This is a genomic window from Roseburia sp. OM04-10BH (assembly GCF_003462605.1).
Lineage (GTDB): Bacteria > Bacillota > Clostridia > Lachnospirales > Lachnospiraceae > Roseburia_C > Roseburia_C amylophila.
The window spans coordinates 53,462-76,992 of sequence record NZ_QTZI01000003.1; the positions used below are offsets into that span (position 1 = coordinate 53,462).

20 protein-coding genes, 1 tRNA gene and 1 other annotated feature are annotated in these 23,531 nt (G+C 39.5%); of the genes, 19 read left to right on the top strand and 2 right to left on the bottom strand.

From position 1 onward, the window contains the following. The 5 genes from DXB43_RS04145 (at position 1) to DXB43_RS04165 (ending at position 6,488) form a co-directional block, all read left to right on the top strand. Complete coding sequence (locus tag DXB43_RS04145; RefSeq protein ID WP_117946890.1) at positions 1–648, top strand: HAD family hydrolase; 648 nt, start codon at positions 1–3, stop codon at positions 646–648. A gap of 113 nt (positions 649–761) precedes the next feature. After that, the gene (locus tag DXB43_RS04150; RefSeq protein ID WP_117946891.1) at positions 762–1,703 is read left to right on the top strand and encodes an ABC transporter ATP-binding protein; all 942 of its coding nucleotides are present in this window, start codon (positions 762–764) and stop codon (positions 1,701–1,703) included. Beyond that, positions 1,703–3,808, top strand: coding sequence for a Gldg family protein (locus DXB43_RS04155; RefSeq protein ID WP_117946892.1), 2,106 nt, complete (start codon positions 1,703–1,705; stop codon positions 3,806–3,808). Before DXB43_RS04150 ends, DXB43_RS04155 begins: the two co-directional genes overlap by 1 nt. Next, positions 3,808–4,446 carry a DUF4340 domain-containing protein gene (locus DXB43_RS04160; protein WP_117946893.1) on the top strand — a complete coding sequence of 213 codons (639 nt, stop codon included), beginning with the start codon at positions 3,808–3,810 and terminating at the stop codon, positions 4,444–4,446. Before DXB43_RS04155 ends, DXB43_RS04160 begins: the two co-directional genes overlap by 1 nt. A gap of 38 nt (positions 4,447–4,484) precedes the next feature. Next, positions 4,485–4,712 (top strand) — a binding site (T-box leader). Between the two features lie 72 nt (positions 4,713–4,784). Next, on the top strand, positions 4,785–6,488 hold the full coding sequence (locus tag DXB43_RS04165) for a proline--tRNA ligase (RefSeq protein ID WP_117697141.1): 1,704 nt from the start codon (positions 4,785–4,787) through the stop codon (positions 6,486–6,488). Positions 6,489–6,659: 171 nt separating this feature from the next. Here the strand turns inward: DXB43_RS04165 and DXB43_RS04170 are convergent, their stop codons facing one another. Further along, the gene (locus DXB43_RS04170; RefSeq protein ID WP_117697143.1) at positions 6,660–7,934 is read right to left on the bottom strand and encodes a chloride channel protein; all 1,275 of its coding nucleotides are present in this window, start codon (positions 7,932–7,934) and stop codon (positions 6,660–6,662) included. Positions 7,935–8,162: 228 nt separating this feature from the next. Between DXB43_RS04170 and DXB43_RS04175 the strand changes: the two genes are divergently transcribed. From DXB43_RS04175 to spoIVA, 9 genes are all read left to right on the top strand, one after another. After that, complete coding sequence (locus DXB43_RS04175; RefSeq protein ID WP_117697145.1) at positions 8,163–8,900, top strand: class II aldolase/adducin family protein; 738 nt, start codon at positions 8,163–8,165, stop codon at positions 8,898–8,900. A 90-nt stretch (positions 8,901–8,990) separates the two neighbouring features. Next, entirely contained in the window at positions 8,991–9,401 is a 411-nt protein-coding gene (locus tag DXB43_RS04180) for a C-GCAxxG-C-C family protein (RefSeq protein WP_117946894.1), read from the top strand. Positions 9,402–9,631: 230 nt separating this feature from the next. After that, positions 9,632–11,026, top strand: coding sequence for an ABC transporter substrate-binding protein (locus tag DXB43_RS04185; RefSeq protein WP_117946895.1), 1,395 nt, complete (start codon positions 9,632–9,634; stop codon positions 11,024–11,026). Positions 11,027–11,111: 85 nt separating this feature from the next. Next, positions 11,112–11,954 carry a carbohydrate ABC transporter permease gene (locus DXB43_RS04190; protein ID WP_117697151.1) on the top strand — a complete coding sequence of 281 codons (843 nt, stop codon included), beginning with the start codon at positions 11,112–11,114 and terminating at the stop codon, positions 11,952–11,954. Further along, positions 11,954–12,838 (top strand): carbohydrate ABC transporter permease, encoded by an 885-nt coding sequence (locus DXB43_RS04195; protein ID WP_117840993.1) that lies wholly within the window; start codon positions 11,954–11,956, stop codon positions 12,836–12,838. The genes DXB43_RS04190 and DXB43_RS04195 overlap by 1 nt, the downstream gene beginning before the upstream one ends. Before the next feature lie 54 nt (positions 12,839–12,892). Continuing rightward, positions 12,893–13,903 carry a LacI family DNA-binding transcriptional regulator gene (locus DXB43_RS04200; protein ID WP_117697153.1) on the top strand — a complete coding sequence of 337 codons (1,011 nt, stop codon included), beginning with the start codon at positions 12,893–12,895 and terminating at the stop codon, positions 13,901–13,903. 25 nt (positions 13,904–13,928) lie between these two features. Continuing rightward, on the top strand, positions 13,929–15,446 hold the full coding sequence (malQ, locus tag DXB43_RS04205) for a 4-alpha-glucanotransferase (protein ID WP_117840994.1): 1,518 nt from the start codon (positions 13,929–13,931) through the stop codon (positions 15,444–15,446). Between the two features lies 1 nt (position 15,447). Next, positions 15,448–16,377 carry a diacylglycerol/lipid kinase family protein gene (locus DXB43_RS04210; RefSeq protein WP_117840995.1) on the top strand — a complete coding sequence of 310 codons (930 nt, stop codon included), beginning with the start codon at positions 15,448–15,450 and terminating at the stop codon, positions 16,375–16,377. Between the two features lie 52 nt (positions 16,378–16,429). Beyond that, a complete protein-coding gene (gene spoIVA / locus DXB43_RS04215) occupies positions 16,430–17,917 on the top strand; it encodes a stage IV sporulation protein A (protein ID WP_117840996.1) in 1,488 nt (495 codons plus the stop codon). Here the strand turns inward: spoIVA and DXB43_RS04220 are convergent. Continuing rightward, complete coding sequence (locus DXB43_RS04220; RefSeq protein WP_117840997.1) at positions 17,897–18,739, bottom strand: AraC family transcriptional regulator; 843 nt, start codon at positions 18,737–18,739, stop codon at positions 17,897–17,899. The two genes, spoIVA and DXB43_RS04220, sit on opposite strands and share 21 nt — an antisense overlap. A gap of 184 nt (positions 18,740–18,923) precedes the next feature. On the opposite strand from DXB43_RS04220, the gene galE reads away from it, so the two are divergent. The 5 genes from galE (at position 18,924) to DXB43_RS04245 (ending at position 23,396) form a co-directional block, all read left to right on the top strand. Then, positions 18,924–19,940, top strand: a complete 1,017-nt coding sequence (gene galE, locus DXB43_RS04225) for a UDP-glucose 4-epimerase GalE (RefSeq protein ID WP_022242586.1) — start codon at positions 18,924–18,926, stop codon at positions 19,938–19,940. An 84-nt stretch (positions 19,941–20,024) separates the two neighbouring features. Beyond that, positions 20,025–20,096 (top strand) — tRNA-Glu (locus tag DXB43_RS04230). 419 nt (positions 20,097–20,515) lie between these two features. Next, complete coding sequence (locus DXB43_RS04235; protein WP_117946896.1) at positions 20,516–21,166, top strand: SLATT domain-containing protein; 651 nt, start codon at positions 20,516–20,518, stop codon at positions 21,164–21,166. 994 nt (positions 21,167–22,160) lie between these two features. Continuing rightward, positions 22,161–23,213: a ribonuclease III family protein gene (locus DXB43_RS04240; protein ID WP_158567191.1), complete on the top strand. Its 1,053-nt coding sequence runs from the start codon at positions 22,161–22,163 to the stop codon at positions 23,211–23,213. 3 nt (positions 23,214–23,216) lie between these two features. Then, entirely contained in the window at positions 23,217–23,396 is a 180-nt protein-coding gene (locus DXB43_RS04245) for a hypothetical protein (protein ID WP_022242584.1), read from the top strand. The last annotated feature ends 135 nt before the right edge of the window (positions 23,397–23,531 follow it).

The window sequence follows — 23,531 nt, forward strand, 5'->3', positions numbered from 1 at the left end:
ATGATTGACAATAGAATGGGTGCCATCTTTGATTTAGATGGCACTCTTTTAGACTCCATGGGAGTATGGCGGAAAATTGATGAGGATTTTCTTGGCAAAAGAGGATTTGTTGTGCCGGATGATTATCTGGTAGCAATTACTTCAAAGAACTTTGATGCGGCAGCAGAATATACCAAAGAGCGTTTTAATCTGCCGGAGTCCGAAGAAGAGATTATCAAAGAATGGTTTGATATGGCGATTGAAGCTTATACCAATGAAGTAAAGTTGAAAGCTGGTGTTATAGATTACCTGAAGCAATTAAAGGCAGAAGGAATTAAGATTGCAGCAGCAACTTCTTCCGATGAGAGGCTGTTTCGTCCCTGTCTTACCCATTGCGGCATCATGAAATATTTTGATGCATTTACAGTGACGCAGGAAGTGAGACGGGGAAAGGGATTCCCGGATGTGTACCAGCTTGCAGCAGAAAAGCTTTCTTTGAAACCGGAGCAGTGTGTGGTATATGAAGATATTTTAAAAGGTGTGGAAGGTGCAAAGATGGATGATTTCTATGTGGTAGGTGTGGAAGATATCCATTCCTCCTATGAGAAAAATGAAATCATGCAGCTATCTGACCGCTATATCCTAAGCTTTGAAGAATTATTAGATTAATTCCGTCACACAAAAAACACAGTTTGACCGCATTTTTATCACAAAAACATCGTCTTTTTAACACAACTTTCTCATAAACTTTCTGAGGTGAGATGTTATAAGGAGGAAGAGACGTGATAGAGATTAGTCATTTGACGAAAAAATACGGGACGCATGTAGCGGTAGATGATTTGAATCTTACCATTGAGCCGGGAAGAATTTATGGCTTCTTAGGACCGAATGGTGCAGGCAAATCAACTACAATGAACATGATTACCGGATATCTGGGGGTAACAGAGGGAACTATTAAAATCAATGGATTTGATATTTTGGCACAGCCGGAGGAAGCAAAGAAATGTATTGGCTATTTGCCAGAGCTGCCACCTTTATACATGGATATGACGGTAGAAGAATATCTTTTGTTTGCAGCAGAACTTAAGAAGATTCCAAAGGAGAACCGGAAACCATATGTAGAAGATGCCATGGCAACCACAAAGATTACTGATATGAAAGGCAGACTGATTAAAAATCTGTCCAAAGGATACCGGCAGAGAGTCGGACTGGCACAGGCAATTTTAGGTTATCCGGAAGTTATTATCTTAGATGAGCCTACAGTAGGCTTAGACCCGAAACAGATTATTGAAATCCGTGATCTGATTCAGAGTCTTGGCAAGAAGCATACTGTAATTTTAAGTTCCCATATCCTTTCGGAAGTCCGGGCAGTATGTGATTACATATTTATTATTTCCCATGGAAAATTAGTTGCATCGGAAGAAACAGAAGAACTGGTAGAGCGGATGTCCGGTGGACAGGTAATCGAGCTTAAGTTAAAAGCTGAAGAAGAAAAAATAAAAGAAGTTTTTGCAGATGCAGAACATATTACTGCAGTAGAAACGAAAGAACTGCCAGAGGATGGAGTTACTGAGGTGACTGTAACGGCAGAAAAAAATAAAGATGTCAGAGAAGAGATTTTTCATATTTGTGCAGAAAGTGATATGCCGATTTTGGAAATGATAAACGGTGGTAAATCGCTGGAAGATATCTTTCTTGAACTTACTTCAAAGGAGGAAGAATAATGCGTGCAATATGGAAAAGAGAATTAAAATCTTATTTTCAGACAGTGACAGGATGGATTTTTATTGCAGCAACACTGGCACTGTTTGGCCTTTATTTTTATGTATACAATATGTATTATGGTTCGACAGATATCAGCAGTACTTTATCAGCAGTAACGTTTCTGTTTCTGGTTACTGTGCCGATTCTTACGATGCGTACCCTGGCAGAGGAGCGGAAGAATAAGACAGACCAGCTGATTTTAACTTCGCCGGTATCAGTAGAAAAAGTGGTTCTGGCAAAATATCTCGCCACCGGAACCGTATTTACCATCAGTGCAGCGGTTATGTGTCTGGCACCGTTAATTATGTCAGCATATGGAAACGTTGCTTTTGCAAAGAGCTATGTGGGAGTACTGGGTTTCTGGTTATATGGTATGACCTGTATTGCCATTGGAACCTTTGTATCTTCACTGACAGAAAGTATTGTAATTTCTGCAGTATTAACCTTTGTATTTCTCTTTGTGGGATATCTGATGACCGGAATTACCAATCTGATTTCACAGAATGGAAATATGATTACAAAGATTTTAGGATGTTATGATTTGACAAAACACATGGATATGCTGATGCAGGGAATTCTTGATGTATCAGGCATTGTATATTATATTTCCATGATTATCCTGTTTTTGTTCCTGACGGTACAGTCCATACAGAAGCGTCGCTGGAGTATGAGCAGTAAGAAATTAAAGCTTGGCGTATTCAGTTCTGCCATGGTTGTGATCGGAATCGTGGTTACAGTCGCAGTAAACCTTGTAGTAAATGCATTGCCATCTTCCATTACGTCTATTGATTTGACAGCACAGAAGATGTATTCCATTTCTGATGATACAAAAGAGATTCTTCATAATCTGGATGAGGATGTCACTATTTATGTTCTGGAAGCGGAAGGAAATATGGATGATACCCTTGCAACGACATTAAAGCGTTATGAAGGCGAATCTTCCCATATTTCGGTAGAATATAAAGACCCCTCCGTTTATCCGAATTTTTACCGGGATTATACGGATGATACATCTATCACCAGAAAGAGTCTGATTGTAGAAAGCAGTAAACGTTCCAAAGTAATTAATTACAGCAATATTTATGAGACCAGTATAGATTACAGTACTTATAGCAGCCAGACTACAGGTTATGATGGAGAGGGACAGCTTACCAGTGCCATTTCCTATGTCACATCGAATGAAATGCCGGTTATGTACGAACTGCAGGGACATGGTGAGACAGCATTGAACGGTAATTTTAAAGATGCTGTTGAGAAAGCAAATGTCACTTTAAACAGCCTCAACCTGATGCAGGCAGACAGCATTCCGGAAGATGCACAGGCACTTATTATCAATGGACCGACCTCTGATTTTTCATCCGATGATGCGTCAAAAGTAATTGATTATATCAATAAAGGTGGAAAACTTTTTGTAACGCTATCTTATACAGATGCTGATATGAGTAATTTTTATTCGGTTTTAAATGAGTTTGGCATTACTGCAGTAGATGGAATGGTGATGGAGAGCAATACCGGTTCTTATTATCAGGCACCATATTATCTTTTACCAAATGTAGAAAGCAGTGCGCTGACTTCCGGTGTGGATGGCTATGTATTTACACCGTATGCAGTAGGTCTTACCTATAATACCGATACCGGAAATGTAACCTATACACCTTTACTTACCACTTCGGATGCAGCGTACAGTAAGACAGATGCTACAAGCTCCTTAGAGCAGACGGAGGATGATATTGCAGGACCGTTTACCGTGGGATTAAAAGCAGAAAAAACGCTGGATGATGCAAGTGCTGATATATTGGTATATTCTTCCATGAGTATGTTTACGGATGATGCAGACAGTATGGTATCCGGAAATAATTTATCCGTATTTTCAAAATCCATTGCAAGCTATATTCCGGAAGACAGCGGTTCAGCAGTTGTGATTCCGGTCAAAGAATATGACAGCAGTACTCTGACCGTACCGGCTTCGGTTGTCATTGCATCAGCTGTAATCGGCATTGCAGTAATTCCGTTATTGCTTCTTGCAATCGGTATCGTAATCTGGATGAGAAGGAGAAAGAAGTAATGAAGAAACAGAAAAAACAGTTGATTGCTTTATGCGTCCTGCTTCTTATCTGTATTGTTGCATGGGTTGGCCTGACGAAGTGGAATAAGAGCCAGGAACAGAAAAAACAGGAAGAGGAAGAAGCATCCAAAGTTATGGTGACAGATGTTAACACAGAAGATGTAAATGCATTTTCTTATCAATATAATAATGAGACACTGTCTTTTGTAAAAGAAGATGATACATGGTATTATGAGGCAGATAAAAGCATTGCATTAGACCAGGATGCCGTGGAAACATTGGTTACCACCGTAGCACAGCTTACAGCAGACCAGGAAATCAGGGATTATGAGGACTTATCAGAGTATGGGCTTGAAACGCCGTCAAATACCATTACCCTGACGACAGGGGATGGAACAACAACACTTCTGATCGGAAATAAAAATGACATGCTGAGCCAGTATTATGTAAAGACAGATCAGTCTGACAGTATTTATCTGGCAGGAAGTGCAGTATATACCACTTATCAGAAAGGAATCGCGGATCTTACAGTAACGGAGAGTACTGAGGAATCGGCGACTGAACAGCCGGAAGAGACAGAAGAAGCTGATACTCTACAAGACGGGGATACGGAAAACACAACCGAAATTGCGGAATAAAAGGATTGACAAGTAAAATATCCGTTGGTAAAATATATGAGAAAGTGTGGAAGAGAAATAGTAATCATTGGAAGCCTTCAGAGAGAAAACGGCAGGTGAGAGTTTTTGACGGAAGATGATGAACCAGTCTTGGAGCTGCATATCCAAGCAGAAGTGAAGGTATGTCGGGTTCTCCCGTTACAGAGAGAAGGCATAAGAAGATGTGCCGGAGTGCAGGAGCAGTCCTGAATTTAGGTGGTACCACGGATGAAACATTCGCCCTAAGCTAAATCATAGCTTAGGGCTTTTATATTGCTTTAAGCAGATGAGTTGCAAGAATAGAAAAAGGAGATAAGAAAATGAAACTGGAAAAATTAGTTGGTGACCGGTTTAAAGAGAGACCGGCAGATTGTGTGATTGACAGTCATGCACTTATGGTAAAAGGTGGATACATCAAATATGTGGCAAATGGTATCTATTCTTCATTCCTGCCATTAAAGAGAATTACACGTAAGATTGAGCAGATTCTTCGTGAAGAGATGGACAAGGTAGACGGACAGGAAGTTCAGTTCCCGGTTGTTATGCCTGCATCTATCTGGGAAGAATCCGGAAGATATGAAAGCATCGGAGACGAGCTGCTTCGTTTCACAGACAGAAACGGTGCCAGGATGGTACTTGGTATGACCCATGAAGAAGCAGCCGTACAGCTGGTTCGTGAGTATGCACAGAGCTATACCAAATATCCTTTTATGATTTATCAGATTCAGACCAAATTCCGTGATGAAGCAAGACCTCGTGCCGGATTAATCCGTGTGAGAGAATTTACCATGAAGGATGCATATTCCTTCCATACCAGCCAGGAAGATTTGGAACAGTATTATCAGAGAGTACACAAGGCATATGAGCGTATTTTTGAAAGAGCCGGTATTCCGGAAGTGGTATCCGTTGCATCTGATTCCGGTATGATGGGTGGAAGTCTTTCCCATGAGTTCATGCTTCTTACTCCGATTGGAGAAGATTCCATTGTACTTTGTGATGATTGTGGATACAAAGCAAATATGGAAGCTGCAGAAAATATTTCTGACATTCCAAGAGCCGCAGAATCAGCAGAACTGGAAAAGGTTCATACACCAAATATCCATACCATTGAAGATATCTGTGAATTCTTTGGCGATAAGACAAACAACTCCTGTAAAGCAGTTGTTTATCAGAAAAATTCAGATGACAGCTATGTGGTTGTATTTATCCGTGGCGATCTGGAAATCAATGAGACCAAGCTTGTTAATTATCTTGGAGATCAGATTCATGCTGCTGTTATTACAGAAGAGTGCGGATTAAATGCAGGCTATATCGGACCAGTTGGCTTACATATCAATGCACCTCATGTGGTTTTATATGATAAGTCTCTGGAAGGAAGAAATAACTTATCCTGCGGAGCAAATGAAGAGGAATACCACTTCAAAGGACTTGATATGGAGCGTGATGTAAAAGACGCAGAATATCATGATTTTGCTAAGGTATACGAAGGTGGAATCTGCCCGAAATGTGGTAAGAAGACCGTCCGTATTTCTAAAGGTATTGAAGTGGGAAATATCTTCCAGCTCGGAACCAAATATACCAAGTCCATGAAGATGACTTATGTAGATAAAGATGGTGAGAGACAGACTCCAATCATGGGCTGCTATGGAATCGGTGTCGGAAGACTTGCTGCTGCTGTATGTGAAGCCCATCATGATGAGTATGGTCCAATCTGGCCAAAGGAAATTGCTCCATGGCAGGTCCACCTTTGTGCAGTAAGACCGGACAATGAAGAAGTAAAGGCTTTTGCTGATGATTTATATGAGAAAATGCAGAATGCCGGTATTGAAGTTATCTATGATGACCGTACCGTAAGTGCCGGCGTTATGTTTGCCGATGCAGACCTTCTTGGAATTCCACTTCGTGTTATCGTAAGTCCTAGAAATATGAAGCAGGGAATCGTAGAAGTGACATCCCGTGATAAGACCTTAAAGGAACAGGTTCCGGTAGAAAACGTATTTGAAGAGATTCAGAAATACTTATAAGAAGAGATTAAAAATAGCATATTGTGAATGATATGAGAAGAACTCCTGCCGGTTGGAAAACAATCAGCAGAAGTTCTTTTTGTGCGAATAGCGAGAAAAATCGCATGCCTGCATGCAGATTTGGCAAGCACCGCGATAACTCGAGAAACTCGCAAAGCGTGTTTCTCGTAGTTAGTGCGTCTGTTTATTAATATAGCTTGTCTTAAATTTTGAATACATAATCTTCTGGCTGCGGTACAGTCCGTAATAGCCGGAGAGCATATAACTGAATGCAATCGCAAGAAGCAGGAACGGCATTGCAGCAAAGCCGAACATTTCAAAGCTGATCAGCAAAGAAGTAATCGGGCTGTTGGTGACACCACAGAAAATGGCGGCCATACCGATGGCGGCACATAAGGTTGGGGAGAAACCGGTCAACGTTCCAAAGAGACAGCCGAAGCTTGCACCGATAAAGAAAGTAGGAACAATTTCGCCACCTTTGAAGCCGGCACCAAGAGTCAGGGCAGTAAAAATAATTTTTAAAAGAAAAGCTTCCGGTGCCACTGTGCCGTCAAAGCATTTGGAAATAATATTAACGCCGGTTCCGTTGTAATCCTGATTACCTGCCAGAAGGGTGAGGAGAATAATGATGCAGCCGCCTGCCGCAGCACGAAGGTAAGGATTTTTGATAAATTTACGGTAAATGGTTTCACTGTAATGTAAGGAAATACAGAACAGGATACTGACCAATGCACATAAAACGGCAAGAATCGTTACGGTAACTGCAGAAGAAATTCCGAATTCCGGAATGTCTGAAATAGCAAAGGACGGCGGCGCAATCTGAAAGTGTAATGCCAGACCATGTGCTACTAAAGCAGAGATAACGCATGGCACTAATGCAGAATAGTGCATGATGCCGACACTGACTACTTCCAGCGGAAAAATAGCGGCAGCCATCGGTGTTCCGAATAAGGCGGAAAAAGCAGCACTCATGCCGCACATAATCATAATATGTTTATCTTTTTCATCAAAACGGAAAAGTCTTCCGAGAGAATTTCCGATGCTTCCGCCAAGCTGAAGTGCTGCACCTTCCCGGCCGGCAGAACCACCAAAGAGGTGTGTGATTAAGGTGGAGATAAAAATAAGCGGAGCCATACGCAGTGGAATTTCATCCCCAGAGTGGATGGCGGAAAGCACCAGGTTGGTTCCAGTATCCTTTTCATCATGGAGAAGATGATAGAGCAGTACAATCACGATTCCACCCAGCGGAAGAAAGAAGATGAGCCATGGATAAGCAGTTCTTGTATCGGTGACCCATGTCATGCCAAAGTAAAAGGCAATTCCCACCATACCGATGAGAAGACCGGACAGAATAGAAAAAATAATCCATTTTATGGCGGTACGCAGACGACGCAGATTGTGTTTGATTTTATGTATCACAAGTTCTTTGGTAACTGGTTCGTTCATGATGTAGTAACTCCTTTTTTATATAAAGTAAATATTATAAGCAGAAATTGTTTGTATTTTTTGAAAAATATATATTCTATAAGAAATAGTAGCATTCTGGAAATAAATTTACAAGATGAATGAAGAGATAAATGAAGAGAATTTTATTTGCAAAAAATAACCGGGGTGACTATAATAAGTGAAGGCTTTCTATAAAATCTGGAAATTACAGGCAATGGAGGAAGAAAGATGGAATCAGAAATCAGGATACGCCGGCAGATGATAGAGATTGGAAAAAGAATTTATCAGAGTGGAATGGTGGCTGCCAATGATGGTAATCTTTCTGTGCGTATATCAGAGAATGAAATTTTGTGTACGCCAACCGGAATATCTAAAGGATATATGACGGAAGAATGTTTATGTAAGATAAATCTGCAGGGAGAAGTCTTATCCTGTCAGGATGGGTTCCGCCCGTCTTCTGAAATGAAGATGCATTTGAAAGTATATGAAAAACGTCCGGATGTAAGAGCAGTTGTACATGCGCATCCGCCATATGCCACAACCTTTGCGATTGGCGGTCAGGCATTAAATCGTGCAATCATATCAGAATCCATTGTAAGTCTTGGCTGTGTGCCGGTAGCAGAATATGGGCTGCCGTCTACGCAGGAAATACCGGATGCCATTGCACCATATCTTGACTATTTTGATGCGTTGCTCTTAGCGCATCATGGGGCACTGACTTATGGAAAGGACCTGACGGAAGCTTATTACCGGATGGAGTCGGTAGAATTATATGCAAGACTTCTTTACCAGAGTAAAATGATGGAAATGGACCGGGAGCTGGATGCAGATACGGTACACAAATTATGTCTGATGCGGGAAAAGGCAGGAATGAAGAATCCGGAAACAGTCTGTGGCAGTAAGAAATTATTATTTGAAAGCTGCCGTGAGTGTATCCGCAGGAAAAATCTTTTACCAGATGGATAGAAAAGAAAACGTTTGGCAGAAGGCAGCATTTTATAAGCAAGAAAAAGTTATTACAGAGAATAGCAGGAAACAGAAAAAGGAGATTAGAAGATGACAATAGAAGAAAGAGTAAAATTAGCAGAAGAAAAACATCACAGTGGTTATAACTGTGCGCAGGCAGTATTATGCAGTTACAGTGATAAGCTTGGAATTGACGAGGAAACTTTATTCCGTCTGTCCGAAGGATTCGGCGCAGGAATGGCAGATATGCAGGGAACCTGTGGAGCAGTAACCGGCATGTATATGATTGCAGGAGCACTGGGAAGCTCGGGAGCAATTGAAAAGGGCATGACCAAAGGCAGAACATATCAGACAGTAAAGGGACTGACAGCAGCATTTGATGAAAAAAACGGCTCTCATATCTGTAAAGAATTGAAAGGAATTGAAACCGGAAAGGTTTTGCGGAGCTGCGATGGCTGTATTGAAGATGCAGTCCGTATTGCAGAGCGCTTGTTTTCATAGAAAAAACACAATTTAATGGTAAAAGTGCACAAAAAAGGAATGCCAAAATTATATAAGTGTACAAAATGTTGAAAACCCCATTGCTATTTTTGAGTAATGGGGTTATATTATATACATCCACTGAAAACGTTACCGAGAACGTAACCAACCAGTTTTCAGACAAGTCGGTATACAGATTGGGGAAGAGGTTTTCAGGAAGGACAGCATATTATATTTTAGGAGGATGTACTATGAAAAGAAAATTAGTATCTCTTATGTTAGTTGTATCTATGACAGCAGCTATGGTTGCTGGATGTGGAAGCGACGACAAGAAAACAGCTGACAATAATGCAGCAGGAACAGAGAAGACAGATGACAGCAAAGAAGCAGCAAGTGGTTCTGTTTACTACTTGAACTTCAAACCAGAACAGGATCAGCAGTGGCAGGATCTTGCAAAAGCTTACACAGATGAGACTGGTGTTCCAGTTGAAGTTGTTACAGCAGCATCTGGTACATATGAAGAGACTTTAAAGTCTGAGATGGCTAAATCTGATGCACCTACACTTTTCCAGGTAAACGGACCGGTTGGTCTTGCAACATGGAAAGATTACTGCGCAGACTTATCAGGAACAGATGTTTATTCACATGTTAAGAGTGATGACTTTGTACTGAAAGATGGAGACGAAGTAAAAGGTATCGCATATGTACTTGAGACTTATGGTCTTATTTACAACAAAACCGTATTAAACGCATATTGCGGAATGGACGGAGCTAAAGTTACTTCTATCGATGAAATCAACAGCTTTGCAAAATTAAAAGAAGTAGCAGATGATATTCAGTCAAGACTTGCAGAAGTAAGTGAAGCAGCTGGTCCTGAATATGACCTTAAGGGTGCATTTACTTCAGCTGGTATGGATTCATCTTCTGACTGGAGATTCAAAACCCATTTAGCAAACCTTCCAATCTACTATGAATACAAAGCAGATGGAATCGGATCTACAGATGCTATCAAAGGAACTTACCTTGATAACTACAAACAGATCTGGGATTTATACACAACAGATTCTACTTGCGAAGGCTCTATGTTAGCAAGCAAGACTGGTGATGATGCAACAGCTGAATTTGGCTTAGGCGAAGCTGTATTCTATCAGAATGGTACATGGGCATACAATGATATTATCAATGCTGGTGTATTAACAGATGATGACCTTGGAATGATGCCTATCTACATCGGAGTTGATGGAGAAGAGAATCAGGGACTTTGTACAGGATCTGAGAACTACTGGTGTATTAATGCTAATGCTTCTGAAGAAAACATCAAAGCAACAGAAGATTTCTTGAACTGGGTTATTACAAGTGACACAGGACGTGACGTTGTTGCTAACCAGATGGGCTTCACAACACCATTTGATTCATTTGATGATGGATATCAGGCAAGCAATGCATTCATGGATGCAGCTAACCAGTACATTGCAGATGGTAAGACTTCTGTAGCTTGGTGCTTTACAACAATGCCTTCTGAGGCTTGGAAAGATGGCGTAGGTTCTGCATTAACAGCTTATGCTGCTGGAACAGGTTCCTGGGATGATGTTGTAACTGCATTCGTTGATGGCTGGGCTTCTGAGTACGCAGCAGCAAACGAGTAAGACTTATCGCATATAATTAAAACAATATGTGAAAAAAGGGCGGGCGGATATCGCCTGCCCTTTATAAAGGGAAAGGAAAAATATTATGAACAAATCAATTAAAAAATATTTTCCTCTTTTTGCACTTCCAACGTTAGTTGCATTTACAATTGGTTTTATAATTCCTTTTGCTATGGGTATCTATCTTTCTTTTTGTAAATTCACAACTGTTACGGATGCAAAGTTTGTAGGACTATCTAACTATACCAAAATCTTTGGAGATGAGACATTTGTTCACTCATTATGGTATACAGCACTCTTTACAATTGTTTCTGTGCTTGCCATTAACTTTTTTGCATTCGTAATTGCGATGCTTTTAACAAAGGGTATTAGAGGAACAAATGCGTTCCGTACCATTTTCTTCATGCCGAACCTGATTGGTGGTATTGTATTAGGATATATCTGGCAGTTGATTTTCAATGGTATTCTCGCAAATTACAGCAGAACATTGGTATATAATGAAAAATATGGTTTCTGGGGTATGATTATCCTGATGTGCTGGCAGCAGATAGGTTATATGATGATTATCTATATCGCAGGTATCCAGAATATTCCTGGAGATTTGATTGAAGCTGCAGAAATCGACGGGGCAACTTCCTGGCAGGTACTTAAAAATGTAACCTTACCGATGGTAATGCCATCTATTACCGTATGTACATTTTTAACACTGACCAACGGATTTAAATTATTCGACCAGAACTTAGCATTGACAGCAGGTGAACCTGCAAAGAGATCACAGCTTTTAGCATTGAACATCTATGATACTTTCTATGGTAGAAACGGATGGGAAGGCGTTGGTCAGGCAAAAGCAGTTGTATTCTTTATTCTGGTAGCAATAATTGCACTTGGACAGAACTATCTGACCAGACGTAAGGAGGTGCAGCAGTAATGAGTAATGTAAGAAAAGCAAAACATGGCTGGATTTTTACCATTATATTTACTATTTTAAGTGTACTGTGGGTACTTCCAATTGTAATCGTATTTATGAACTCCTTTAAATTAAAGGCATATATTAACCGATTCCCGTTCCAGTTAGGACCGTTTAAAATGACTGACGGATGGGACAGATTTGTTGCCGGAGTACAGAAGGCATTTGTTGGATTAACCAACTATGCAGAAGGTATCCGCAAGATTAACTTCTTTAATGCGTTTGGAACATCATTATTTATCACAGTATGTTCTGTTGCAGTAATTATTCTCTGCACATCTATGTGTGCATGGTATATCATCCGCGTGAATGATAAGTTTTCAAAAGGTTTATATTGCCTTTGCCTGTTTTCCATGATTGTACCTTTCCAGATGGTAATGTTTACATTATCCAAGCTGTCAAATATGTTACATCTTGGAAATCCGGTTGGAATCATTTTAGTATATCTTGGATTTGGAGCAGGACTTGCGGTATTCATGTTTACCGGCTTTGTAAAGAGTATCCCGCTTGAAATCGAAGAAGCAGCAATGATTGATGGATGCAGCCCGATTCAGACATATTTCCAGGTTGTATTCCCGATTTTAAAGCCTACGGCAATTACAGTTGCAATTCTTCAGGTAATGTGGATTTGGAATGACTACCTTCTTCCATATCTGGTACTCGATATCAGAAAATGGAAAACGATTCCGATTGCAATTCAGTATTTGAAAGGTGGATATGGCTCTATCGACTGGGGTGCAATGATGGCTATGCTGGTACTGGCAATTCTTCCAATTATCATTTTCTATGGAATCTGCCAGAAATATATTATCGAAGGCGTTGTTGCAGGAGCTGTAAAAGGTTAAGCATTTATATAATAAGTATTTCGCTATAGATATAGTGTAAAGGCAGGACAAAACATGACAATAAAAGATATTGCAAAAGAATCCGGATATTCAGTAAGTACTGTGTCGAGGGTTCTGAATAACAGGGATGATGTGAGTCCGGAAGCAGAAAAGAAGATTCGGCGGATTGTTGCAGAACACAATTTTGTTCCAAATGGAAATGCCAAACATTTGAAACAGATTGCCTCTAAAACCATCTGCGTACTGGTAAAAGGTACGTCAAATATGGTTTTTTCAGGGATAGCAGAAGAAATTCAGACGATTGTAAATAAGACCAGTTATACATTGAATATGATATATCTGGATGAAGAAGAAAATGAAGTAGAACAGGCAATTATTCAGTGTCGTGAAAGAAAACCTCTGGGGATTTTATTCCTCGGAGGTAATCCTGCATTTTTCAGGGAAAAGTTTCATGAAGTAAAAGTTCCATCGGTATTAGTGTCTACAGCAGGAAAAGATCTTGGCTTTCCGAACCTGTCCAGTGTAGCAACAGATGATGTGGAAGCAGCGAAATGTGCCATGAATTATCTGGTGAATCAGGGGCATGTTCATATTGGGGTAATTGGAGGAAATTTAAGTTCCTCTTATGTCAGTGAACAGCGTTATATCGGGTGCGAGAAATGCTTTGGTGAAAAGGGAAGAATATTTGATTACGATAAATATTTTGTGAAAGCAAGATTTGACTTTGGAAGTGCATATCGGGCTACGGAAAAACTTTTGGAGAAGGCAAAGGATGTGACTGCTATATTTGCGATGAGTGATGTCATGGCAATTGGAGCAATTCGTGCGATACGAGACAGAGGTCTGTTGGTACCGGATGATATTTCCGTTGTGGGGTTTGACGGAATACCAATGGCGGATTACTATAATCCAAAGCTGACCACTATAAGACAGCGGTACCAGACGATGGCACAACGCAGTCTTGAAATACTATTTCGTACAATTGACTTGAAAACCAAGGCAGTACATGAGATAATACCTTTTGAACTTGCACTGGGGGAAAGTGTTCGTGAGATAGGAAAATAATCTAGTTTGCAGGAGGAATTTAATTATGAGAACAAGTGGGATATTAATGCATATATCTTCACTTCCGTCACCATACGGAATTGGTACAATGGGAAAGGAAGCCAGAAAATTTGTAGACTTTTTGGATAAAGCAGGACAGACTTACTGGCAGATATTACCGATATGCCCAACCAGTTATGGAGATTCTCCGTATCAGTCATTTTCAAGCTTTGCGGGGAATCCATATTTTATTGACTTAGATTATCTTTGTAAGGATAAGTTACTGACAAAAAAGGAATGTTTAAGCTATGAATGGGGAGAAAATCCGGAATTTGTAGAGTATGGAACACTTTATGAAAACCGTTTTCCTTTATTGAAAAAAGCATATCAGCGCTTTAAAAAAGCATTACCGGATGATTTTGCGGACTTTTGTGAGAAAAACAGTGACTGGTTAGAGGACTATGCACTGTTTATGGCATTGAAGGATGCAAATGGCGGGGTTGCATGGTTTGAATGGAAGAAAGATTTAAAACTCCGCAAACCATCAGCAATTGAAAATGCGAAAGAAGAATTTGCAGATGATGTTGAATTCTGGAAAATGCTGCAGTATCTGTTCTTCAAACAGTGGACAGAGCTGAAAGCATATGCTAATGAAAAAGGCATTCAGATTATCGGTGATGTACCTATTTATGTTGCTGGTGACAGCGCAGATGTATGGGCAAATCCGGGACAGTTCTATTTAGATGAGAACCTGGATCCGATTGATGTATCCGGATGTCCTCCAGATGCATTCTCCGATGATGGACAGTTATGGGGTAACCCGTTATTCCGTTGGGATGCTATGAAGAAGGATGGTTATACCTGGTGGACAAAACGTATCAAAGCAATGTCTGAATTGTATGATGTTGTTCGTATTGACCACTTCAGAGGTTTTGATTCATATTACGCAATTCCTGCAAAGGATAAGACAGCAAGAAATGGAGAGTGGAGAGAAGGTCCTGGTATGGACCTGTTCAATGCTCTGGAAAAGAAACTTGGCAGATTAAATATTATTGTAGAAGATCTGGGTTATTTAACACCGTCCGTAAAACAGTTGTTAAAGGATACCGGTTTCCCTGGAATGAAGTTAATCCAGTTTGCTTTTGACAGCAGAGAAGAGAGTGATTACCTTCCACATACATATCAAAAGAATTGTGTTGTTTATACTGGAACTCATGATAATGATACCATTATGGGATGGTTCAAGACGGCTCCAAAGGAAAGCGTTAAATATGCCAAAGAATATTTAAGATTAAACAAAGAAGAAGGATATAACTGGGGCACCATGAAAGCAGTATGGGGCTGTGTTGGTGATATGGCTATTGTTCCGATGCAGGATATTCTTGGAATTGGCAGTGAAGGACGTATGAATACACCATCTACACTTGGCATGAACTGGAAATGGCGTGCAGTAGATGGACAGATTACTTCGGCACTTGCAAAGAAAGTCTGCAAAAATATGGAAATCTACTGTAGAAAGAGAAAAACAAAAGAAGAGCTGGAAGCTTTAGAAACAGCAGAATAAAATGTATCATTTTATAGTAAACAATACCTCGGGAGGCGGCAGGTCCAAACGGGTCTGGGAGGAACTGCAGAATTACCTTCTGGAGCATGAAATAAGGTATAAAGCACATTTTACAGAGTATGAGGGCCATGCGAAGAAGCTTGCAGACCGTGTATGTGATATTGATAGAGAAAAAGTGTATCTTATTGTGGTCGGTGGTGATGGTACGTTAAATGAAGTACTGAACGGGATGCATGATTTTGAAAAAATCCGGTTTGGCTACATACCGACCGGCTCTGGGAATGATTTCGCAAGAGGTATGAAAATCAATGGAACACCTACAGAAAATTTAGAGCGGATACTTCAGGCGGAAGAGACAACGCCGATTGACTTGGGCTGTGTCAGCTGGGTGGAAGAAGGACAGAAGGAACAGAAGATTTTTGCAATTAGTTCCGGTCTTGGACTGGATGCGGATGTATGTAAACAGGCACTGCATTCCGGATTAAAGAAAGCATTAAATAAACTGGGACTTGGTTCATTAACCTACGTCTGTCTTACGATAAAATCCTTGTTTACCATGCCGACAGCAGAGGCGAAGATAGTATTTGATGATGAAGTGGAAGAGCCGATTTCCCGGATGATTTTTATTGCTGGAATGAATCAGTATTGTGAAGGCGGTGGAGTGCCGATGGCTCCGGATGCAGTGGCTACGGACGGAGAATTTTCGGTCTGCTGTGGCTATGGAGTGGCAAGGTGGCGTACCTTTTTTCTGCTGCCATTTCTGGTAAAGGGAAAACATACAGGATTTAAGTGCTTTGATATCCATAATTGTAGAAAATTCAGCGTGGATTTGGAAAAACCAATGGTATTGCATGCTGACGGAGAATATTGTGGGGATGTGACGCACGCAGAGTTTAGATGTCTTTCTGGAAAACTGAATATTTTGTTATAAAGGTGACTTCCTCCTGCATATACATATAACAGTATAGGCAGGAGGAATTTATATGGAAAATTTTAATACAGGCACTTATGATATGTATAAAGATATCAGTGCAAGGACAAATGGGGAAATTTACATAGGTGTGATTGGAGCTGTGCGGACCGGAAAGTCATCTTTTATCAAACGTTTCATGGAGCTGATGGTACTTCCGTTTATGGAGGATGAAAACAGCCGCCAGCGTGCGGTGGATGAAATGCCACAGGCGGCCCAGGGGAAAACCATTATGACAACAGAGCCGAAGTTTATTCCAAAAGATGCTGCAAAAATCCGGCTTGGCGAAGATGCCGAAGTAAAAGTGAGGCTGATTGACTGTGTGGGTTATATGGTAGAGGGTGCCACCGGACATCTGGAAAATGGTGTGGAGCGAATGGTAAAGACGCCTTGGTTTGAAGAGGAAATTCCTTTTACAAAGGCAGCAGAGGTCGGGACCAGAAAGGTTATTAATGACCATGCAACCATTGGAATTGTAGTAACTGCAGATGGCAGTTTCACAGATATCCCGCGGGAGAATTATGTGAAAGGTGAGGAAGAAACCATAAAAGAGCTGCAGAGAATCGGAAAACCCTTTGTTATGGTACTGAATTCCGTAAAACCATACAGCGAGGAAACGGCACAACTGGCAAAAGAATTAGAAGAAAAATATGAAGTCAGTGTATTTCCACTGAATTGTGAGCAGCTTCGAAAAGAAGATGTCTATGCAGTGCTGAAGGGTATCCTCTATGAATTCCCGGTGGTGAAGATGAATTTCTTTCTTCCGAAATGGGTAGAAATGTTGGAAATGAGTCATCCAATCAAAGAAAATGTGGTTGCAAATGCTGGAAAAATGCTGTCGGAAGTAACTCTGATTAAAGATTTGATGGATTACAAGATGGCTCCGGAGGGAGATTACATTTCCAATATGATGATGCAGGCGGTGAATCTGGAAAATGGCACAGCAGATATCCGGCTGGATATTGCAGATCAGTATTATTATGAAAATATCAGTGAACTGACCGGAACAGAAGTGACCGGGGAATACCAGCTTATTTCCATGATAAAAGAGCTTTCTGAGAAACGTAAGGAATATGAGAAGGTAGCGGATGCGGTACAATCGGTAGAAATGAAAGGATATGGAGTGGTGAGTCCGAAGCTTTCAGATATTAAAATGGATGATCCGGTGCTGATTAAACATGGCAATAAGTTTGGTGTAAAAATCAAGGCAGTAGCACCGTCTGTTCATATGATCCGGGCAAATATTGAAACGGAGATTGCACCGATTGTAGGAAGTGAAGAGCAGGCAAACGACCTGATTCATTATATCAAAGAGGGACAGAGCACAGAAGATGGAGTCTGGGGAACCAGCATTTTTGGAAAATCCATTGGAGAACTGATGGAAGACGGTATCCGCAGCAAGATTGGCATGATGGATGATGAAAGCCAGATGAAACTGCAGGATACCATGCAGAAAGTTGTAAATGATAATAATGGCGGATTAGTCTGTATTATTATTTAAGGATGCAAGCCGGTAATCCCGGGGCGATATTCCTTTCAGCTTATGGAACGTCTTGGAAAAATGCAGCCCATTGTCAAAGCCTACGGAATTAGCTACAGCAGTAATGGATAGGCTGGAGTGTTCTAAGAGATAGCATGCCTGTTTTAAACGAAACTGGGTCAGATAATTTTTCGGCGACTGACCCAGTATGGTTTCAAAAGAGCGGTACAGATGGCTCCGGCTTACGCCTACATAATCAGCAATATCTTCTACGTGAATCGGGTAGGAATAGTTGGCGGAAATATAGGCAATTCCTTTCTGGACATAGTTGCTGGAACTGTTATACTGTTCATTATTGCTGGCATGTTTCATAAAAAGAGCCAGCGTCTGATAGAGCCGTCCGGTCATTTCTACAGAATCCATGAAATCATTTCCGCAGGCTTCATAGATACCGAGAAGGTGTTCCCGGATGGATTCGGAAAGCGGCGTCTGGTGAATCAGTGGAAACTCCCTGGAAAAATCTGTGGCATTCAAAATAATGGCAGCGTCACTGCCATTAAAGCCTACCCAGGCATATTCCCACGGGTCTTTTTCGTCTGCATAATAGGTGATTTCGGTCTGAGGGTAGACAAGGAAGGTATCTCCGGTGGAAAGGGCATAAACTTTACCACCAACAGAATAATATCCTTTGCCGGATAGAATGTGATGAATCAGATAATGGTCACGGATTCCCGGTCCCCACTGGTAAAGAGGTTCACATTTCTGGAAACCGACATTATAGACGGAAAGGGAAACCAGTTCTTTTTTATTTACTTTATAAGAATTCTTATATTTTGGGTCCATCGTATGCCTCCCTTCTGGAATTTGCAGATAGATTATAGATATATTATAGAGGCTGTCCTTTGCAGATGCAACAAAAATACATATTGTTTATACAATAGATACTGTTCAAATACAGGAATATAAGGTATACTCTTATTTGTAAGGAACACGAAAATACATATTTTAGTACAAAGGAGTGGAGAATATGTCTATTTTAGTTACAGGTGGAGCAGGTTATATCGGAAGTCATACCTGCGTGGAATTACAGCAGGCAGGCTATGACGTAGTAGTGCTGGATAATTTATCCAATGCCAGCGAAAAATCATTGGAGCGTGTAAAAGCGCTTACTGGAAAAGAAGTTACATTTTACCGTGGAGATATATTAGACCGTGATATCTTAAATGAAATCATGGAAAAAGAGAAGATTGACTGCTGCATTCATTTTGCAGGATTAAAAGCAGTTGGAGAATCTGTGGTAAAGCCATGGGAATATTATAATAACAACATTGCAGGAACATTGACATTAGTAGATGTGATGCGCCAGCACGGCTGCAAGAATATTATCTTTTCTTCCTCCGCGACCGTATATGGTGATCCGGCACAGATTCCAATCACAGAGGAATGCCCGAAGGGACAGTGTACCAATCCATATGGCTGGACGAAATCCATGTTAGAGCAGATTCTTATGGATATGCAGAAAGCTGATCCGGAATGGAATGTTATCTTATTAAGATATTTTAACCCAATCGGAGCACATCAGAGCGGAACTATGGGAGAAAACCCGAATGGAATTCCGAACAATCTGATGCCATATATTACCCAGGTGGCAGTTGGAAAGTTAAAAGAGCTTGGCGTATTTGGAAATGATTATGATACACCGGACGGAACCGGGGTAAGAGACTACATTCATGTAGTAGACCTGGCAAAGGGACATGTAAAGGCATTAAAGAAGATTGAGGAAAATGCCGGATTAAGTATTTACAATCTTGGTACCGGACATGGTTATAGTGTACTTGATATTGTAAAGAATTTTGAAGAAGCAACAGGCGTAAAGATTCCTTATTCCATTAAGCCACGTCGTGCCGGCGACATTGCGACCTGTTATTGCGACCCTTCAAAGGCAGAGCGGGAGCTTGGCTGGAAAGCAGAGTTTGGCATTCGTGAAATGTGTGCCGATTCCTGGAGATGGCAGAAGAATAATCCGAATGGATATGAGGACTAGAAAGAAGCTGAAGAAAAAAATTACAAAAAAATTAAAAAAAGTGCTTGCAATTTAGAGGGCGTCGTGTTATAGTATCACTTGTCCGGTTCATTGGTCAAGCGGTTAAGACGCCGCCCTCTCACGGCGGAAACAGGGGTTCGATTCCCCTATGAACTGCTCACTATTAATAATTTAATAGCCCAACCCATAGAAGATGCTGAAAGCCAGATAATGGTTTTACAGCATTTTTTATTTACGCGAGTAGCGAGAAAAATCGCATGCTTGCATGCATATTTGGCAAGCACTGCGATAACTCGAGAAACTCGCAAAGTTTGTTTCTCGTAGTTGTTCTAAAAAGCCTTAAAAATACATTACTAAAAGTGCGAGGTATTCAAAAAGGTATTCTAACATAAGTTCGATTGATAAAATACGCAGGAAAGGAGAGTCCTGCAAAAGTGCTTACCCAAGATAAATCGACCACAAATCGGTTTAGTTTTTGACCTTAAATAAAAGGGTATATGGTATGTCATAAGTGTAGTTGCAGTTTATACCGATATGAAATATAATTGTTTTATACAGAGGAAAAGAGGAGAATTATGGAAGAATATACGAGAGATAGAATATATGATATCATGAATGTGACTCAATGCAATCAAGCCAATATGTTGAAGCGATTAGATAAGAACTCAAAATTTTCAAGTTTTGTGCTTATTTATTACAGTATAGTCTTGATTATTTATTCGTTAACTTCATTGTATTTTCCTAAATATTATGATGAAATATTGTCTGGATATTTTAGCATAATCATTTCTGTTGTAATCTTGGCATTTTCTATTATAAATGGAAATTCAAAATACTCTGAAAGAATTAAAGCAACAGAATCGACGTTGAATGCAATCAAAGTGTTAAAAAGAGAACTTACTGATGAAAATCTTTCTGATAAAAAGTCCGAATATAACGAAGTGATTGACAGAATGGAATATCGGGCGGAGGTAGACTTTTTTAATACGCTTAAGCAAAGATGCAAAGAGTATAGCATAAGATGGTACTGTTATAAGAATGATATAATAGAAGCAAAAAGATGTACATTGGAAAAAGAAAGAATAAGACAATTGGATAAGTTAAACAATTATCTAAGCGAAAATAATCCTTTTTTACAGCAAATAAAAGTTGTTTGTATCAATATTCTTTATGGGGTAATAGTTCTTATGCCAATTTTGATTTTTATAATTTGCTTTCTGATTTAAGCGAGAAAGTTGTGGTGTGTGTATTAAAAAGGAATGAAGCAATCGTTTTATTATGCTACTCCGGATTGCTGAGTTGATAAGGATATGGATAGTTTATGAGCTATAAGTGTAGCTGGGACAGTTGAAAAGCTGAGATGATATTTAATTGGATTCGTATTATTCGTGTAATGTAGCAGTGGTGGAGGACGCAGCTGCATAGTAGTCTGCAACAGTTGAAAGTTATGTAAGGCATTATTAGTTGACACAGTAATTCTAGTGACAGTGCCAATAACCTTTTTATAGGTATGCTGACAGCTTTCTAGTTTGCATGAAAATGCAATGGAATAAAAAGAGGTTTGCCTTGAATATTGATTGCATCACAAATGGAGAAGGCTAGCTGCAGGCGGAGAAAAATAAAGTGGATGTCCCTATAGTGTTTGATGCTTTGTAAAAGTAATTGTGTTATTTTTTCATAGTGCTCTTCAAAAATATTAGTAAGAAAATGTTAAAAAATTATCAAAATAATAATTTGCAATGTTGAAGAATACATATAGAACCGCTGTTAAAAACTGCAACATATCGTTACCTCCTTAAAATATTGGATAAAAGCAATATGTTTAAAAATTAAAAAATAAAGGAGATTCTACAAAAAAAGAAAAGGTAAATTTGTGGAAATGTATACACAATTAAAATGCTTGAATTTGTACAAAATGATTAAGGGGGGAGAATACTTGAATTCAAATCAATTTCGATTTTGGATTGGTAGGAATATGAAAAATAAGAATTGAAAAACAGCATGCTTTCTGTTATATTAAAAGCAGAGGGCATAATATTATAAATTAAAACCATTGTTTTCATAGGTTTATTTCATTTTATGAAAGTGAAATGATGTAAACATAGAAAAACAAAGATTCAAATTTATCTTATCTTGTTCAATTTAGCAATGCATTATAAGAATGGATTGTTTATTATTGGACTCTTTATGTCTTCTAGTAAAAAAACTAGGAGGTATCATATGGATACAAATGATTTAATTGGTATCGAAAACCAAATTGATTACAAATTTAAAAATCGGGACTTGTTACAACAGGCATTTGTTCGCAGGTCGTATTCTGCAGAAAATGGCGGGGCAAATAACGAAGTTTTAGAGTTCATTGGTGATAAGGCTCTTGATTTTGTTGTGGTTCAATTGCTTACAGAAGAGTACGGTTATATGGCATCTGAGTGCGATGATTTCAACAGGGATGAGTGTAATGAATTTTATTCTGAATGTGATGAAGGTGAATTGACAGAAATTAAGAGCAAACTTGTTCAAAGGAAGAATCTGGCAGAAAGAATTGATATGCTAGGGTTCGCTGATTTTCTTATTATGGGAAAAAGTGATATTAACGGACATGCGGAAGAAAAAGATGCTGTAAAAGAAGATTTGTTTGAAGCAATCATTGGGGCAGTAGTATTGGATTGTAATTGGGATATGAAAATCTTTAAACAAGTGATTGAGCAGATGCTGGAACCTGATTTGGAGAATGAAGATGACAATTATATTCAACTTTTGCAGGAGTGGTCATTACGAAAATATGGAGTTTTACCATTATATCATGTGGAAAAATACAATACTGCACATTGGTATATGGAGGATTATGTGTGTAGTGAGTGGCCGATAAACGGAAAAAGGCCACTATATAAGGCGTATCTAAAAATTGAAGAATTTGACAATATTATTCGTGGGTTTGGTGACTCGCAGAAAGAAGCCAGAAAGGCTGCGGCAAAATATGTATACCAGTACCTGGAAAAGAATAACTTATTGTTTACTATTAGGGATGAAATAGAACACCCAAATAAACAAGATTCTATTAATCAACTTGAAATTCTTGCAAGGAGAGGCTATTTTTCCATTCCGCAATATAACTTTGCGGAGAAATATGATTCGAATGGTAATCCAATCTGGCATTGTGAATGTGTAATTAAAGAATATGATAATATTTGCATGGCAGATGCAACAGCAAAAAAAGAAGCAAAAAAAAGAGCTGCATTTAAAATGTTAAAGATGGTTTTAGAGGAGAAATAGAATATGTATAGAAATATGCTTGATTACAATGATGGAGATATGCTCTGTCAGACATCAGATAATATCGCAATGGATATGGAGGGACATTTGATGTCAAGAGTGTCAGACAACATGGCACTGGATTTAGATACTGGAGAAATACATCTGATTTCATCCTGGAGTAGTGATGAAGAAGATGAATAAGTAAATGAAAGAAACATATCAAAATAGGATTTGGTATGTTTCTTTTTATAACTAAAAAATGTAAAAATACTAAAATTTACGAAAATTTCTCTTCCAAATCAGCATATATTATGTTACAATTTACTATGTTTCCGG

Excerpts from the sequence above, each read along its gene's own strand:
- DXB43_RS04145 (WP_117946890.1), top strand. The coding sequence starts at position 1 with ATGATTGACAATAGAATGGGTGCCATCTTTGATTTAGATGGCACTCTT.
- DXB43_RS04155 (WP_117946892.1), top strand. The coding sequence starts at position 1,703 with ATGCGTGCAATATGGAAAAGAGAATTAAAATCTTATTTTCAGACAGTG.
- DXB43_RS04160 (WP_117946893.1), top strand. The coding sequence starts at position 3,808 with ATGAAGAAACAGAAAAAACAGTTGATTGCTTTATGCGTCCTGCTTCTT.
- DXB43_RS04165 (WP_117697141.1), top strand. The coding sequence starts at position 4,785 with ATGAAACTGGAAAAATTAGTTGGTGACCGGTTTAAAGAGAGACCGGCA.
- DXB43_RS04170 (WP_117697143.1), bottom strand. The coding sequence starts at position 7,934 with ATGAACGAACCAGTTACCAAAGAACTTGTGATACATAAAATCAAACAC.
- DXB43_RS04175 (WP_117697145.1), top strand. The coding sequence starts at position 8,163 with ATGGAATCAGAAATCAGGATACGCCGGCAGATGATAGAGATTGGAAAA.
- DXB43_RS04180 (WP_117946894.1), top strand. The coding sequence starts at position 8,991 with ATGACAATAGAAGAAAGAGTAAAATTAGCAGAAGAAAAACATCACAGT.
- DXB43_RS04185 (WP_117946895.1), top strand. The coding sequence starts at position 9,632 with ATGAAAAGAAAATTAGTATCTCTTATGTTAGTTGTATCTATGACAGCA.
- DXB43_RS04190 (WP_117697151.1), top strand. The coding sequence starts at position 11,112 with ATGAACAAATCAATTAAAAAATATTTTCCTCTTTTTGCACTTCCAACG.
- DXB43_RS04195 (WP_117840993.1), top strand. The coding sequence starts at position 11,954 with ATGAGTAATGTAAGAAAAGCAAAACATGGCTGGATTTTTACCATTATA.
- DXB43_RS04200 (WP_117697153.1), top strand. The coding sequence starts at position 12,893 with ATGACAATAAAAGATATTGCAAAAGAATCCGGATATTCAGTAAGTACT.
- malQ (WP_117840994.1), top strand. The coding sequence starts at position 13,929 with ATGAGAACAAGTGGGATATTAATGCATATATCTTCACTTCCGTCACCA.
- DXB43_RS04210 (WP_117840995.1), top strand. The coding sequence starts at position 15,448 with ATGTATCATTTTATAGTAAACAATACCTCGGGAGGCGGCAGGTCCAAA.
- spoIVA (WP_117840996.1), top strand. The coding sequence starts at position 16,430 with ATGGAAAATTTTAATACAGGCACTTATGATATGTATAAAGATATCAGT.
- DXB43_RS04220 (WP_117840997.1), bottom strand. The coding sequence starts at position 18,739 with ATGGACCCAAAATATAAGAATTCTTATAAAGTAAATAAAAAAGAACTG.
- galE (WP_022242586.1), top strand. The coding sequence starts at position 18,924 with ATGTCTATTTTAGTTACAGGTGGAGCAGGTTATATCGGAAGTCATACC.
- DXB43_RS04235 (WP_117946896.1), top strand. The coding sequence starts at position 20,516 with ATGGAAGAATATACGAGAGATAGAATATATGATATCATGAATGTGACT.
- DXB43_RS04240 (WP_158567191.1), top strand. The coding sequence starts at position 22,161 with ATGGATACAAATGATTTAATTGGTATCGAAAACCAAATTGATTACAAA.
- DXB43_RS04245 (WP_022242584.1), top strand. The coding sequence starts at position 23,217 with ATGTATAGAAATATGCTTGATTACAATGATGGAGATATGCTCTGTCAG.